Raw genomic sequence first — 14,064 nt, 5'->3', positions numbered from 1 at the left:
ATCAAGGTTTTGACCGCCCGCGGCGGCGCGAACATTTGCGTGTCGACTAACCGGAATAACAGGGCGGCATCGTCTGTCGCACGCCTTGCGACAAACTTGATGCGCATAAAGATTTATACGCAAATTTACGAAATCCAGTTTACCGGATTCATAAATCCATTAAACTGGACGACATGGATATTCACACCAATATCGCCCGCCGCCTGCGCGAATTGCGCGACGCCAAAGGCTGGTCGCTCGAAGCGCTGGCCGAGCGCAGTTCGGTGAGCCGCTCGAACATCTCGCTCATCGAACGCGGGCAAAGCAGCCCCACGGCCGTCGTGCTCGACAAGCTCGCCACGGCGCTTGGCGTCTCGCTTGCGTCGCTCTTCGAGGCGCCGGGGGACGATGCGCGGCAGGCCCCCTCGCCCCACGCCGCGGCGCGCGATCAATCGGTTTGGACCGACCCCGAGTCGGGCTACGTGCGGCGCAATCTCTCGCCGCCCGCGTGGTCGCCGATCCAGCTCGTGGAAGTGCACTTTCCGCCCGGACAGCGCGTGGCCTACGACACGAGCCTGCGCGACGCGGAGATTTATCAACAGGTTTGGGTGATGGAAGGGGTGATGGAGATGACGGTTGGCGAGCACCGGTGGCGGCTCGAAACCGGCGACTGCCTCGCGATGCGCCTCGACTGCCCGATCGTCTATCGCAATCCCACGAACAAGCCGGCGCGCTATGTCGTCGCGCTCTGCAGGACCACTAACTGACCGGGTTCACATTCATATGAGTGAATCAATCAACGTACGCCGCCTCACGGCCGAACAGGCGCACGCCTGCGCGCCCGCGCTTGCGGACGTACTCATCGACTGCGTGGAGGGCGGTGCCTCGGTGAGCTTCATGCTGCCGATTGCGCGCGAGACGGCGCTCGCGTTCTGGCGCGCGGTGGCGCAAGACGTGGCGCGAGGCGAACGCATTCTGCTCGCGGCTGAAGACGCGCAGCAGCGCATGGTGGGCACGGCGCAGCTCGTGACGGCGCAACCGGAAAACCAGCCGCATCGCGCCGATGTCGCCAAGGTGCTGGTGCATCGCGCCGCGCGCGGGCGAGGTGTGGGGCTGCGCCTCATGCTCGCGATCGACGAGGCGGCCAGGGAGGCCGGAAAATCGGTGCTCGTGCTCGACACCGTGACGGACGGCGCGGCAGAACGGCTCTATGCGCGCGCGGGATGGGAGCGTGTGGGCGCCGTGCCGAATTACGCGCTGATGCCGGACGGCGCATTTTGTGGCACCACGTTCTATCACAAGCAACTGGTGAGCCACTAAACCGGCAGGCCGGTCTGCATTTTGAGTAAATTTTGAGCCCACTACCGAGCGCGCAATGCCTCGGAAGGCCGCATGCCGAACATGCGCCGATAGTCGGTGGCGAACTGGCTCAGATGCCAGAATCCCCAGGCAGCCGCAACGTCCTGCACCGAACCAGCCGCGCGAGCGCACAGGTCGCGCCGGGCGCCATTCAGGCGCAGCGCGCGCAGGTAGGTTGCAGGCGCCATGCCAAGCACGTCCTGGAAGCAGTACTGGAGCGTGCGCCGGCTCACGTGCAACTGCTCGCAAAGCTCCGGCACACCGACCGGCCTCGCGCGATGCGCGAGCACGTAGTCGCGCGCCTGCGCAACGATCCAGCGGCGCCGCGACCCGGGCTCGGCAACCGCATCCGCACTGCACACGCAGGCGTCGAATAGCGCGGCGAGCACTTCCGCCTGCAATGCAGTACGCTCGGCGTCCGAAAGCGGTGCGTTCGGCACGTATTCATGCGCGTGACCGCCATCGTCGAGACACCTCGCGAGCCGTGCGCAAAGCCGCTCGATGCACGCCGCTCCCGCCTGCACGACAGGCGCACTCGGAAGACGTTCTTCGAGCGCCGTGCGCTCGACCGAGGCCGCGTAGTGGCGCAGCACGTCGCCGCGCACGACCACGCCGTAGATCGAAAACTGTGCGGGCGTGAGCAGCTCGAACTCGACGTTGCCCGTGCGCAGCGCAAACGCCTGCGCACCAAAGGGCTGCGCGTCGATACGCGCCTCGCCTTCGCGCGCGACCGGTATGCCGAACCACCAGGCGTCGCCGCGCACCTCGCACGCCTGGCGCAGCGTGTGACTCGTGGTCTCGCGAAAGACCTTCATGGTGTCGAGCGGCAGCTCCGTGAGCGTGCCGACAAAGCGGCCCGCCGCGAGCTGGTCGTAGGTCTGCCGCCAGCCCACGAGGTTGCGCGCCTGTTCGTCGGCGTCGTGCGCCACGCTGACCACGGTGCGAGTGCCACGCGCGTTCCATTGCGCCTGTCCGGCCGTGGCCTCGGTTCGCTCTGCCGTTTCGTTCATGGCTGCCTCCCAGTACGCGCTTGCTTCGATCGATCGTCGATTGACGCAAGAGTCGGGCCAGCGAGAACGGTATGCCGTATGGCGATGCCGGACGCCGCGCTGCTCCACGGCGGCGCAATGGCGATGAGAGGAGTGCTCAATCCCTGCACAGGCGGCGGCCCCGCCGCGGTGCGTCGCCGGCTTCAATGCGTGTGGCCCCTCATGCAGACGTGATCTGCCCGGCCGCCCCGACGCCCGGCAGCGTCGCGTCGCTATCGTCCTTCAGTCCGACGCCGCTCAGCCCGAGCCGCCGCGCGTGCGTGAGGAGGTAATGGAGCTTGTGCGCGGCCGCTTCATACGGCAGCCCTTCGGGACGCACGTTCGAGATGCAGTTGCGCTGCGCGTCATGGCAGCCCACCTTCGGCGCATAGGTGAGATAGACGCCGAGGCTGTCTGGCGAGCTAAGCCCTGGCCGCTCGCCGATCAGCATCGCCACGAGTTTCGCACCCAGCAACTCACCAATCTCGTCGCCGAGCGCCACGCGTGCCTGACGCGCGACCACCACCGGGCCGATGCGCCAGTCCGCGAGGCGCGCGCGCACCGCGAGCAGCAGCGGCGCGGCCTGTTTCGCGGCGGCGATCGCCGAAAGGCCGTCGCCGATCACGAACACGACTTCGGGCGGCTCATCACGCGCAGCAGCGGCCAAACCCGCCACCTCGACCAACGCTGCCCGGCTCGCCTCCGACAAGCGCCGCCCCAGGTCCGGCCGGCGCAAATAATGTTGCCGGTCCGGCGCCGCGCTTTCCACGCCAAGCGTGGCGAACCCTTCGGCTTCGAGCGTGCGCCGCAAGGCTTCGGCGTCGAGCGGGTGATGGACGGCGTCGCGCGCCTGCGCGTGCGAGAGATTGAAGGCGAGCAGAGGCGCCGTGGGCAAACCGTTGCCCGCGCGCCCGAGCGCGATGCGCGCGTTCGTGAACGCCTTGAGACCGCTCCACGGGTTCTTTTCGACGGCGTCGCTCATGCGTCGATCCCCATCCATTCGTGCGCGCCCGCGAGCAGCGGCACGCGCGCGGAGCCTGGCAGGAGCGCGCCTTTCGCGTCGACGATCTCCATGGTCTCCAGCCACTCCTCGAACTCCGGCGCGCGGCGCAGGCCGAGCAGGTCGCGCACGTAGAGCGCGTCGTGAAACGAGGTGCTCTGGTAGTTGAGCATCACGTCGTCCGCGCCTGGAATGCCCATGATGAAGTTGATGCCGGCCGCGCCCAGCAGCGTGAGCAGCGTGTCCATGTCGTCCTGGTCGGCTTCGGCGTGGTTCGTATAGCAGATGTCGCAGCCCATGGGCACGCCCAGCAGCTTGCCGCAGAAGTGATCTTCGAGACCGGCGCGAATGATCTGCTTTCCGTCGTACAAATACTCGGGGCCGATGAAACCGACCACCGTATTGACGAGGAACGGCTCGAACTTGCGCGCGACTGCATAAGCGCGCACCTCGCAGGTTTGCTGGTCCACGCCGTAGTGCGCGTTCGCCGAGAGCGCGCTGCCCTGCCCCGTCTCGAAGTACATGAGGTTGTTGCCAACCGTGCCGCGCTTGAGCGAGAGCGCCGCCTCGCGCGCCTCCTGCAACAGCGACAACGATATGCCGAAGCTCGCATTCGCCTTTTCCGTGCCCGCGATCGACTGGAACACGAGATCGACAGGTGCGCCCTTTTCGATCGCCGCGATCGTGTTGGTGACGTGCGTGAGCACGCAGGACTGCGTGGGCACGCGGTAGCGCTCGCGAAACCCGTCGATCATCGCGAGCAGCTTCACGATGGCCGCGAGGCTGTCCGTGGCGGGATTGATGCCGATCATCGCGTCGCCGCAGCCATACATCAGCCCGTCGAGCATCGAGGCGGCGATGCCCTTCACATCGTCGGTGGGATGGTTCGGCTGCAGGCGCACCGACATTCGGCCGGGCAGCCCCACGGTGTTGCGAAAGCGCGTAACCACGGGGCGCTTCTTCGCCACGGCGATCAGGTCCTGATTGCGCATGAGCTTCGACACCGCCGCGACCATCTCGGGCGTGAGGCCTGGCGCCAGGCGTTCAAGCGCTTCGGTATCTGCCGCCCCGGAAAGGAGCCAGTCGCGAAAGTCGCCCACCGTGAGGTGCGCAACGGCCGCGAACGCGGTGGCGTCGTGATCGTCGACGATCAGGCGCGTGACCTCGTCGTCTTCATAAGGCACGAGCGCTTCCGCGAGAAACGCCTTGAGCGGCACCGCGGCGAGCGCCATTTTCGCGGCCACGCGCTCCTCTTCGCTCGCCGCCGCCACGCCCGCGAGCTGGTCGCCGGAGCGCAGCGGGCTGGCTTTGGCGAGCAGCGTCTTGAGGTCCGCGAAGCGGTAGGTGCGCGCGCCGATCGTCTCCGTATAGTTCATGCGTTGGACTCCTCCAAAGCCAGGGCCTGTGAACAGGCCCTGGAGGCTCACTCCTCGAGCAGCCCCTCGACGGACATTCCCTCGCGCTGCGTACGCGTGGCGAGGAAATACGCGTAGCCGAGCGCGAGGAACACCACGAACACCCCCGCGACCAGCGCATTGAAATACACCATCGTGCCGAGGCAAACGAGCGCGGCCACGAGCGCGAACGCCGGGAAAAACGGGTACAGCGGCGCGCGAAACGGCCGGTCCATGGCCGGCTGCACGCGGCGCAGCTTGAACAGCGCCGCCATGCTGACAATGTACATCACGATCGCGCCGAACACCGACATCGTGACGATGTTGGCCGTGAGCGTCTGCCCGCCGAACTGGATCAGCTCGTCGCTATAGATCGCGGCGATGCCCACCGCGCCGCCCGCGAGGATCGCGCGATACGGCGTCTTGAAGCGCGGATGGATTTTCGCGAGCCACGCGGGGAGATAGCCTTCGCGGGCCAGCGCGAAGATCTGCCGTGAATAGCCGAGGATGATGCCGTGAAACGAGGCCACGAGACCGAACAGCCCGAGCCAGACGAGCATGTGCATCCAGCCGCTGTGCTCGCCGACGATGAACTTCATGGCTTGCGGCAGCGGGTCGTTGATATTGGCGAGTTTGGTCCAGTCTCCCGCGCCGCCCGCGAACACCATCACGCCCACGGCGAGCGCGACGAGCGTGAGAATGCCGGCCACGTAGGCGATGGGAATCGAGCGGCGCGGGTTCTTCGCTTCCTCGGCGGCCATGGCGACACCTTCGATCGCGAGGAAGAACCAGATGGCGAACGGAATTGCGGCGAACATGCCATGGAACGAGCCCAGCGAAAAGTGATCGTTACCCGACCAGCCGCCCTTCGTGAAGTGGCTCCATGCGAAGCCCGGCGACACCACGCCCATGAACACGAGCAACTCGAAGATGGCGAGCAGCGTGACGATCAGTTCGAAGGTCGCGGCGATCTGCACGCCCACGATATTGAGTGCCATGAACACGAGATACGCGCCCATGGCCGCGTGTTTGGGCTCGAGCCCGGGGAACTGCACGTGCAGGTACGCGCCGATGGCGAGCGCGATGGCGGGCGGCGCGAATACGAATTCCACTAGCGTGGCCGCCCCCGCCAGATACCCGCCGGTCGGGCCGAACGCGCGGCGGGCATAGGCGAAAGGCCCACCCGCATGCGGAATGGAGGTGGTGAGTTCGGTGAAGCTGAAGATGAACGTGGTGTACATCGCCGCGACGAACAGCGCCGTGATGACGAAGCCGAGCGTGCCGGCGCTGGCCCAGCCGTAGCTCCAGCCGAAGTACTCGCCCGATATCACGAGGCCGACTGCGATGCCCCACAACTGCCACGTGCCGAGCGTCTGGTTGAGCGCGGGCGCGCCTGCGCCGCCTGCGTTGCCAACTACGGTGCCAGGTGTGGTGCCAACTGCAGCGGGGCGTGCGTTCGACTCGCTTTGCATGGTTTTCTCCCTCTGGGTGGCCCGGGCGGCCGGCCCTGGCCGCCACGGTTGAGTGGAACCATGCTATTGAGTCATTAATCGACGTGTTATCGAAAATCGGCAAATCGCTTCTGCGGCGCAGCACACGTCGTTGCGCGCTTCCTTGCGGCAGCCTTTCGCGCGTCGCGCCTAAAGCAGCGGATCCATGAGCGCGACCTGCTGCGCGAAGCGCTGCTTGTCCTCGCCCTGCAAGGGATCGCGATGCGGCAAGTCGACGGTCAGCGGATCGTGCGCGACCTGATCCACGTGCACCTCATAGTGCAGATGCGGCCCCGTCGCCCAACCCGTCGCGCCCACGTAGCCGATCACCTGCCCTTTGCTCACCGTCTGCCCGACCTTCACATGTTTCGCAAAGCGCGAAAGATGGGCGAAGGTCGTGGAGTAAGGGCCGAAGTTCTCGAGCTTCACGACCTTGCCGTAGCCCGTCTGCCAGCCGGCGAACGTCACGGTGCCGCGCGCGGTCGCGTGAACGGGCGTGCCGACGGGCGCCGCGAGATCCACACCTTCGTGCGGCTGCACGCGATGCGTGACCGGATCGAGCCGTCGCAGCGAGAAGTGTGACGACACGCGCGTGAACTTCACGGGATAGCGCAAGAACGACGGCGCGGCAGCATGACCGTCGGCCGAATAATAGAACGCGTTGCCCGCGAGGTTCCGGTAGAGAAAGAGATCGTGCGAGACGTCGCCGTTCGAGATGCGGATCGCGACCGGCGTGTCGTCTGAAGACGCTGTGTTCTGTGGCGCGCCGGCATTTGCAGCGCTCACGTCGTTTGCATCTTTTGCTTCGCTCGCGCCATTCGCGCCGCTCGTGTCATTGCGAAACACGAAGCGGATCTCGCTGCCGCGTTGAAGATCGCGCCGGAAATCGAGGCGGCCCGAGAACGCGCGCGCCAGCCTCGCCGTCGTCGCTGCATCCACGCCGAGACGCTGGGCCGCGTCGGAAAAGCTGTGCCCGACCACGGCGGTCTCCACGCGATACGCCGGCGCGCGTTCGCTCGCGGGCGCCGCGCTGGCCGCTGCCTGTGACGCTGCATCTTGCGCCGGCGCAGCAGCCGTCACCGTCGCCGCGTCGGCAAGCGGATCGTCGGTGGCAACGTTCGCGTGTCGATGGGCGAGCCACGCGGCGCTCGTCAAACCGATTGCTGACACAACGATGAGTTTCCCCGCGAGGCCCGGGGAGGCCGCTATTGCACGAAAAGCCATGAATCGAATGACGGATTGCAGAGCAGAGAAACGCGAGCGGGTGCCGCGCTTCTCAAGGTGAAATCGGAAGTGAGATCGATGGCCGCAACGTTGAATCGGCGAGCATCGATGATGCGAAGCGCTTCAAAATAAATGGCCTTTCTTAAACGAATCTTAAGAAGGCGAAAAGAGCGGAACATTCTGCCGCAGCGCCTCGATGCAGCACCGGGAACGTCGCTTGCTAAAGCCAACGACGCGAAAGTGCATACCTGTACGGCACTTTCTGTCACTTTTTATAAACGGGAAATGCTACCGAAAGATTTTTATCCGGATAACTGATTAATTTCCCAAAATGACATACCGCATGCAACCCTGCCTGTTATACGTCAACTCGCGATCGCTCCCCAAGGTAGACGCACCTAATCGAATGATCTATACTGATCTCGTTTCGATCACAACGAAGTCGTTCTCGTGCGCATTGAGATACCCGGTCCACGCTAAAGGGCCGCTGTGTCGCAAGCGACGTTCAAACGGGCCTCCGGCCCTCGCGTAGCGGTTCAAAGCCGTCGCATCCATGCCGTCATCAGGCGGTTTTCTGCTTCAGCGCGCATCGATCTGCTCGGTGCCGTTGAGCTGAACATGACAACCAGAAGAACGCGAGAAGCGCGTTCCCACCACTGCGGCCACGTAGCCATCGTGCGCGGGCGGACTGGTTTTTGTCCGCTTTTTTGTCCGCTTTTCTGTCCGTTGTTTTCGTCGGTTCCAATCGCGGCCATGCCGGGATCACGAACTTCCTTCGCGGCGCCTTGAGCATCCTCATGGGCGTCCCCGCCGCGCAGCGTTGCGCCGCGCGGCACAAAAACAAGGAGGCGTACCTTCATGACTCGACGCTCTGCCCTGCTCGCGGGCAGCCTGATCGCCCTTGCCGTCATCGCCTGGGCCCTCTCACGCGCCATCGGCGCCGATACGTGGCAAAGCCACGCAGGCGACCTCGCTTACTACACGGGGCGGCACCTGCTGCTCGTCGGCTATTCGATGGCGCTCGCCGTCGTGGTCGGCGTGCCCGCCGGCGTGCTGCTCAGCCGGCCGCGCTTCGCGCGCCAGGCCGAACGCTTCATGCAGATCTTCAACGTGGGCAACACGATTCCGTCGCTCGCGGTGCTCGCCATCGCGCTCGGCGTGTTCGGCATCGGCGACATTCCCGCCATCGTCGCGCTCTTTCTCGCGTCGCTGCTGCCCATCACGCGCAATACCTATGAGGGCGTGAAGAACGTGCCGGGTGCACTGCGCGAAGCCGCGCGCGGCATCGGCATGACGGGCTGGCAGTCGCTCACGCGCGTGGAATTGCCGGGCGCGCTGCCCATCATCGTGGGCGGCGTGCGCACCGCCCTCGCCATCAACGTGGGCACCGCGCCGCTCGCTTATCTGATCGGCGCCGACAGCCTGGGCTCGCTCATTTTCCCCGGCATCTATCTGAACGATCAGCCCTTGCTGCTGCTCGGCGCCGCGTTCACGGCCGCGCTCGCGCTCGTGCTGGACGGCGTGGTCGCCGCCGGCAGCCATCAGTGGCTCTCGCGTCACGGAGGGCTCGCATGATGTTCGCGTCACCCTTCAAATCCCTGCGCCGTTTCGTTCAGGCGTGCGTGATCGGCAGCGCGCTCGTTGCCGCCGCCACGCCCGCATTCGCGCAGCCCAAGCTTGTACTCGGCGCGAAGAACTTCACCGAGCAATACGTACTCGCCGAAGTCACCGCGCAATACCTGCGCTCGCGCGGCTATACCGTGGAGGTGCGCTCCGGCCTCGGCAGCACGCTCATGCGCAGCGCGCTCGAGAACGACCAGTTCGACCTCGTATGGGACTACACGGGCACGGCGGCACTCGTCTACGACAAGCTGACGGAAAAGCTTTCGCCCGAAGCGATGTACGAGCGCGTGAAGGCGCTCGATGCGCCGCGCGGTCTCGTCTGGCTCAACGCCTCGCCGCTCAACGACACGTATGCATTAGGTCTGCCAAGCAAATTCGCCGAGGAAACCGGCATCACCACGGTCTCGCAGCTTGCGCAAAGGTTGAAGACGGACCCTGACGCGAAGCGCTACGTGTTCGGCATGGACGCCGAGTTCGCGAATCGCCCGGATGGTCTCAAGCCGCTGCTCGCGACCTACGGCATGAGCTTTCACCGCTCGCAGATGAAGCAGATGGACCCCGGCCTCGTCTACACGGCGCTGCATAACAACCAGCTGAAGATCGGCCTCGTCTACACCACCGATGGCCGCGTGAAAGGCTTCGGCATCGTGCCGCTCGAAGACGACAAGCACTTCTTCCCGCCGTACAACGCCACGCCCGTGGTGCGCAAGGAAGTGCTCGAGCGCAATCCCAAACTGGCCGCGCAACTCAACGCGCTATCCGCCGCCCTCAACAACGACGTGATGCAAGACATGAACAAGGCCGTGGATCTGGACGGCAAGCCCGCCCAGCAAGTGGCGGCGGAGTTCCTGCGCACGCATTCGCTCCCCTGAAGGAGGCCAGGCCATATGAACGTATTCGACTATCTCGCTTCGAGCTGGCCCGAGCTGCTGCAGCTCACGCTCCAGCATCTCTACCTCGTGGGCATCGCCGTGGGCTGCGCGATCATCGCGGGCGTGCCGCTCGGCGTGCTCATCAGCCGCCACGACTGGCTCGCGGCGCCGCTGCTGGGCGTTGCGACCATCATCCTCACGCTGCCCTCCATCGCGCTGTTCGGCCTGATGATTCCGGTGTTCTCGCGCTTCGGCCTGGGCATTGGCGCGGTGCCCGCCATCACGGCCGTGTTTCTCTATTCGCTGCTGCCCATCATGCGCAACACCTACCTCGCGTTGCGCAACGTGGACGCGGGCATCAAGGAAGCCGGCACCGGCATCGGCATGACGTCGTGGCAGCGGCTGCGTCTCGTCGACTTGCCGCTGGCCGTGCCCGTGATTCTCGCGGGCGTGCGCACGGCGGTCGTGATGAACATCGGCGTGATGACCATTGCCGCCGTGATCGGCGCGGGCGGCCTCGGCACGCTGATCATTCGCGCCATTGGCCAGAGCAGCATGATGAAGCTGCTCGTGGGCGCCGTGCTCGTGAGCGTGCTCGCGATCGCCGCCGACCTGTTGTTGCAGATGCTGCAGCGCGCATTGACACCGAAAGGAGTACAGAAGACATGATCGAACTCGACCAACTGACGAAGACCTTCACGCAGAAAGACGGCCAGACCGTGCGCGCCGTCGACTCGGTGAGCCTTTCGGTGGCCGAAGGCGAGATCTGCGTGTTCCTCGGCCCGTCGGGCTGCGGCAAGACCACCACGCTCAAGATGATCAACCGGCTGATCGAGCCGACCTCGGGCCGCGTGCTCATCAACGGCGAGGACACCACGGGCCTGAACGAAGTGGATCTGCGCCGCCGCATCGGCTATGTGATCCAGCAGATCGGCCTGTTTCCGAACATGACGATCGCGGAGAACATCACGGTCGTGCCGCGCCTGCTCGGCTGGGACAAGAAGCGCTGCGCGGAGCGCGCGGCGGAGCTGATGTCGATGGTCGCGCTCGACCCGAAGCTGTATTTAAAGCGTTATCCGCGCGAGCTTTCGGGCGGCCAGCAGCAACGTATCGGCGTGATTCGCGCGCTGGCCGCCGACCCGCCCGTGCTGCTCATGGACGAGCCGTTCGGCGCGGTCGATCCGATCAATCGCGAAGCCATCCAGAACGAGTTCTTCCAGATGCAGCGGCAACTGAAGAAGACCGTCATCATGGTGAGCCACGATATCGACGAGGCGATCAAGCTGGGCGACCGCATCGCGGTGTTCCGGCGCGGCAGGCTCGTGCAGTACGACCATCCCGATACGCTGCTTGCGCGCCCGCATGACGACTTCGTCGCGCAGTTCGTGGGCCAGGACAGCACGCTCAAGCGCCTGTTGCTCGTAAAGGCCGGTGACGCCGCCACGCAGCCCGAAACGGCGCGCGCCGAAACGCCGCTCTCGCACGCGTTCGCCGCGATGGACGAAAGCGATTCGCGCTACCTCACCGTGCTCGACGAAGCCCAGCATGCGCTCGGTTTCGTGGCGCGCCGCGCCGCGCGTGGGGCCGAAGGCGTGTGCGGCGATCGCATCACGCCCTTCCCGGCCACCGTTTCCGTTGACGACAACCTGCGCATCGTGCTCTCGAAGATGTACCAGTTCCGCGCCTCGTGGATGCCGGTGCTCGACGCCGAGGGCGCCTATGTGGGCGAGATCACGCAGGATTCGATCGCCGACTATCTGAGCTCGGGCCGCTCGCGGCAGCAGACCGGACAGCCGCCGAGCGCGGCGGTGCGGCCGGTGGCTGCCACCGTGTGAGCGGCATGACGCGCTAGAACGTGGTGCGCAATCCGACCATGACACTGCGCCCGCCCTCGGGCGCGATGTCGCGCACCACGGAACTGGCATAGCGCACGTCCTGATTCGTGAGATTGTCGCCGCGCACGTACGCGAGCCAGTTCGTTGCGCCCACATGGAATTTGTAGGTGAGCGCCAGCGCGAGCGTGGTGTAGCCGGCGGTCGGCAAATCGTCTTCGGGCACGCGATTTTGCGCCCATGCGTGTACGAGTTCGGCGTGTGCGCCGAACGGGCCGTAGCCGTAATCGGCGTTCAGCGTCGCGCGCAGCGGCGCAATGCGCGGCAGCGGCGCGCCCGTATCCACGTTGCGCGCGTGCGTGTAGTCGGCGGCCAAGCCGATATCGAGCCGATGCGCGCCGCGCTCCAGCACGCGCCAGCGCCCTTCCAGTTCCACGCCATAGAATTCCGCGGGCACGCCGCGGTAGACGGCCTCGTTGAGCGCATCCGCGGTGCCGGCGGGCACGGGCGTGTCGCCGTCGTCCACGAGGCGGCCGGTGTTGTACTCCGTGAGGTAATTGCGAAAGCGGCTGTAGAACACGCCCGCGCTCGCCTTGTTGGGGCCGCTCGCGTAGCGCAGCGAAAGATCCGTGGAAACGGCCTTTTCCTTCTGTGCGTCGGGGTTGCCGATCAAATACTGGCCAGTCGCGTCGTGCGGGCCGTTTGCGTAAAGCTCGTAGAAAGTCGGCGCGCGCTCGGTGTACGCCACGCTGCCCACCACCGACCATACGGGCGTGAGCTGGTAGAGCGCGCCCGCCGAGAGACTGCCCGCGTTGAAGTCGCGCGCCTGCACGCCCGCGAACTTCGTGCCGTCTTCGCCCGCCACCGGATCGAGCTTCACATGCTCGAGGCGCCCGCCCAGACTCAGTTTCAGCGCCGGCGTCACGTTCCACTCCTCCAGACCGAACAGCGCGACATTGGTGGTTTGCGTGGTCGGCACGAGCACCTCGTCGCCTAGCGCCGAGAAGGTGTTCTGGCTCACCTGCACGCCGAAGGCGCCCTCCAGCGGCCCGATTTTCTCGTGACGCGCTTCCAGGCGCGCTTCGTAGCCGTGGTTACGGAACGTCGTGCTCGTTTCGCCGTTGTCGATCTCGCGATGTTCGTAGTCCGTATAACCGAAATCGAACTTGAGCTGGCTGATCGGCCCCTGCAGGTTGCGCACTTCGGACGCGAGCGCCACATGGTCCTGATGCATGCGCAGGCGCACGTCGTCTTCGGCCACGGAGCCGTAGTTCGCGTCGAAGCCGTTGTACGAGATGCCCGCGTAGCCGTCGGCCCAGGTGTACGAGGAGCCGACCGCGCCGCCGTGCCAGCGCCCGTCGCTGTTCGGGATGCTGCCATAGGGCTCTTCGGCATCGGGACCGTCCAGCGCGCGTTGCTGCGCCGAGTGCGCGTAGCCGGGAATGCGCTGGTTGCTCGTGTCGCGGGCGAAGGCGTCCACGTGGAACGCGAAGCCGCCGTTGCCGCCCTCCACCTGCGCCGCGCCGGCGCGCGCGTCGTTCGCGCCGCCGTAGCTCGCATCCACCGCGCCGCTGACGCCCGAAATCGGCTCGCGCGGAATGCGGTTGTCGATCGTGTTGACCACGCCGCCAATCGCATTGCCGCCGTACAGCAGCGCGGCCGGCCCGCGCACGATCTCGACGCGCTCGATCGAGAGCGGATCCTGCGGCACCGCGTGGTCGTACGAGAGCGACGAGGCGTCGAACGCGGCCACGCCGTTCTGCAGCAGACGGATGCGGTCGCCGTCCATGCCGCGAATGATCGGACGCCCGACCATGGGGCCGTAGGTCGTCGTCGAAACACCCGGCAGGCCGTTGAGCGTTTCGCCCAGCGAGTTGGCGCGGCGCAGGACGAGCGCGTCACCGTAGAGCGCGGTGGAGGGCGCCGTGAGAGCGGTGTTGCCGAGCGGGTTCGCGGTGACGAACACCGGCGCGAGCGTCGCGACGCCCTGCCGGGTGTCGCCAGCCGCGGCGTCGGCCGCGTTCATTGCCGGCGATTGGGCATGAGCCAGCTCACCGCAGAGCGCGAGTGGCAAGGGGGCGAGCGGCAGGACGCGCGCGAAGCGCAGCCCCGCCAGCAACGCGGACAAGGACGAAAAAGGGATGGTCGCCACGATGGTTTCTTGTTTGCGTCGTTGGAGTGATGCGCGGCGAACGTCCGGGCCCAGGGTGGACGCACGCTGCACAGGGGTTGTGGCTGCAGCTCGACGCTAATGTTACGTTAT

13 protein-coding genes are annotated in these 14,064 nt (G+C 65.8%); 6 read left to right on the top strand and 7 right to left on the bottom strand.

All coding sequences use genetic code 11. The features are described from left to right. Positions 1-173 precede the first annotated feature (173 nt). Positions 174-746, top strand: coding sequence for a helix-turn-helix domain-containing protein (locus M3I56_RS10600; RefSeq protein ID WP_254353766.1), 573 nt, complete (start codon positions 174-176; stop codon positions 744-746). Positions 747-762: 16 nt separating this feature from the next. Beyond that, positions 763-1,299 carry a GNAT family N-acetyltransferase gene (locus M3I56_RS10595; RefSeq protein WP_254353765.1) on the top strand — a complete coding sequence of 179 codons (537 nt, stop codon included), beginning with the start codon at positions 763-765 and terminating at the stop codon, positions 1,297-1,299. Positions 1,300-1,340: 41 nt separating this feature from the next. Here the strand turns inward: M3I56_RS10595 and M3I56_RS10590 are convergent, their stop codons facing one another. The 6 genes from M3I56_RS10590 to M3I56_RS10565 all read right to left on the bottom strand — a co-directional run bounded on the left by M3I56_RS10590 (position 1,341) and on the right by M3I56_RS10565 (position 8,334). After that, positions 1,341-2,348, bottom strand: coding sequence for a helix-turn-helix domain-containing protein (locus tag M3I56_RS10590; RefSeq protein ID WP_309249144.1), 1,008 nt, complete (start codon positions 2,346-2,348; stop codon positions 1,341-1,343). 199 nt (positions 2,349-2,547) lie between these two features. Continuing rightward, entirely contained in the window at positions 2,548-3,348 is an 801-nt protein-coding gene (gene eutC, locus M3I56_RS10585) for an ethanolamine ammonia-lyase subunit EutC (RefSeq protein WP_254353764.1), read from the bottom strand. Next, a complete protein-coding gene (locus tag M3I56_RS10580) occupies positions 3,345-4,742 on the bottom strand; it encodes an ethanolamine ammonia-lyase subunit EutB (protein WP_254353763.1) in 1,398 nt (465 codons plus the stop codon). The genes eutC and M3I56_RS10580 overlap by 4 nt, the downstream gene beginning before the upstream one ends. Before the next feature lie 47 nt (positions 4,743-4,789). Beyond that, entirely contained in the window at positions 4,790-6,232 is a 1,443-nt protein-coding gene (gene eat / locus M3I56_RS10575; RefSeq protein ID WP_028202321.1) for an ethanolamine permease, read from the bottom strand. A 168-nt stretch (positions 6,233-6,400) separates the two neighbouring features. Further along, entirely contained in the window at positions 6,401-7,420 is a 1,020-nt protein-coding gene (locus M3I56_RS10570) for a M23 family metallopeptidase (RefSeq protein WP_254353762.1), read from the bottom strand. Between the two features lie 590 nt (positions 7,421-8,010). Further along, entirely contained in the window at positions 8,011-8,334 is a 324-nt protein-coding gene (locus M3I56_RS10565; protein ID WP_254353761.1) for a hypothetical protein, read from the bottom strand. On the opposite strand from M3I56_RS10565, the gene M3I56_RS10560 reads away from it, so the two are divergent. The 4 genes from M3I56_RS10560 to M3I56_RS10545 are packed head-to-tail and all read left to right on the top strand — an operon-like array spanning position 8,333 to position 11,804. Then, positions 8,333-9,049, top strand: coding sequence for an ABC transporter permease (locus tag M3I56_RS10560; RefSeq protein WP_254353760.1), 717 nt, complete (start codon positions 8,333-8,335; stop codon positions 9,047-9,049). The genes M3I56_RS10565 and M3I56_RS10560 overlap by 2 nt on opposite strands. Beyond that, on the top strand, positions 9,049-9,969 hold the full coding sequence (locus M3I56_RS10555; RefSeq protein WP_375541711.1) for a glycine betaine ABC transporter substrate-binding protein: 921 nt from the start codon (positions 9,049-9,051) through the stop codon (positions 9,967-9,969). The genes M3I56_RS10560 and M3I56_RS10555 overlap by 1 nt, the downstream gene beginning before the upstream one ends. 15 nt (positions 9,970-9,984) lie before the next feature. Then, a complete protein-coding gene (locus M3I56_RS10550) occupies positions 9,985-10,638 on the top strand; it encodes an ABC transporter permease (RefSeq protein WP_254353758.1) in 654 nt (217 codons plus the stop codon). Next, a complete protein-coding gene (locus M3I56_RS10545) occupies positions 10,635-11,804 on the top strand; it encodes a betaine/proline/choline family ABC transporter ATP-binding protein (RefSeq protein WP_254353757.1) in 1,170 nt (389 codons plus the stop codon). Before M3I56_RS10550 ends, M3I56_RS10545 begins: the two co-directional genes overlap by 4 nt. Positions 11,805-11,817: 13 nt before the next feature. Here M3I56_RS10545 and M3I56_RS10540 read toward each other — a convergent pair whose 3' ends face one another. Next, on the bottom strand, positions 11,818-13,827 hold the full coding sequence (locus tag M3I56_RS10540; RefSeq protein WP_254353959.1) for a TonB-dependent receptor: 2,010 nt from the start codon (positions 13,825-13,827) through the stop codon (positions 11,818-11,820). Between the last annotated feature and the right edge of the window lie 237 nt (positions 13,828-14,064).

Origin of the sequence: Paraburkholderia sp. CNPSo 3281, assembly GCF_024206515.1 — a bacterium.
Lineage (GTDB): Bacteria > Pseudomonadota > Gammaproteobacteria > Burkholderiales > Burkholderiaceae > Paraburkholderia > Paraburkholderia nodosa.
Note: the sequence above shows the minus strand (reverse complement) of the source record. Positions and strands in the feature narration are given on the sequence as shown.

Excerpts from the sequence above, each read along its gene's own strand:
- M3I56_RS10600 (WP_254353766.1), top strand. The coding sequence starts at position 174 with ATGGATATTCACACCAATATCGCCCGCCGCCTGCGCGAATTGCGCGAC.
- M3I56_RS10595 (WP_254353765.1), top strand. The coding sequence starts at position 763 with ATGAGTGAATCAATCAACGTACGCCGCCTCACGGCCGAACAGGCGCAC.
- M3I56_RS10590 (WP_309249144.1), bottom strand. The coding sequence starts at position 2,348 with ATGAACGAAACGGCAGAGCGAACCGAGGCCACGGCCGGACAGGCGCAA.
- eutC (WP_254353764.1), bottom strand. The coding sequence starts at position 3,348 with ATGAGCGACGCCGTCGAAAAGAACCCGTGGAGCGGTCTCAAGGCGTTC.
- M3I56_RS10580 (WP_254353763.1), bottom strand. The coding sequence starts at position 4,742 with ATGAACTATACGGAGACGATCGGCGCGCGCACCTACCGCTTCGCGGAC.
- eat (WP_028202321.1), bottom strand. The coding sequence starts at position 6,232 with ATGCAAAGCGAGTCGAACGCACGCCCCGCTGCAGTTGGCACCACACCT.
- M3I56_RS10560 (WP_254353760.1), top strand. The coding sequence starts at position 8,333 with ATGACTCGACGCTCTGCCCTGCTCGCGGGCAGCCTGATCGCCCTTGCC.
- M3I56_RS10565 (WP_254353761.1), bottom strand. The coding sequence starts at position 8,334 with ATGAAGGTACGCCTCCTTGTTTTTGTGCCGCGCGGCGCAACGCTGCGC.
- M3I56_RS10555 (WP_375541711.1), top strand. The coding sequence starts at position 9,049 with ATGTTCGCGTCACCCTTCAAATCCCTGCGCCGTTTCGTTCAGGCGTGC.
- M3I56_RS10550 (WP_254353758.1), top strand. The coding sequence starts at position 9,985 with ATGAACGTATTCGACTATCTCGCTTCGAGCTGGCCCGAGCTGCTGCAG.
- M3I56_RS10545 (WP_254353757.1), top strand. The coding sequence starts at position 10,635 with ATGATCGAACTCGACCAACTGACGAAGACCTTCACGCAGAAAGACGGC.
- M3I56_RS10540 (WP_254353959.1), bottom strand. The coding sequence starts at position 13,827 with ATGAACGCGGCCGACGCCGCGGCTGGCGACACCCGGCAGGGCGTCGCG.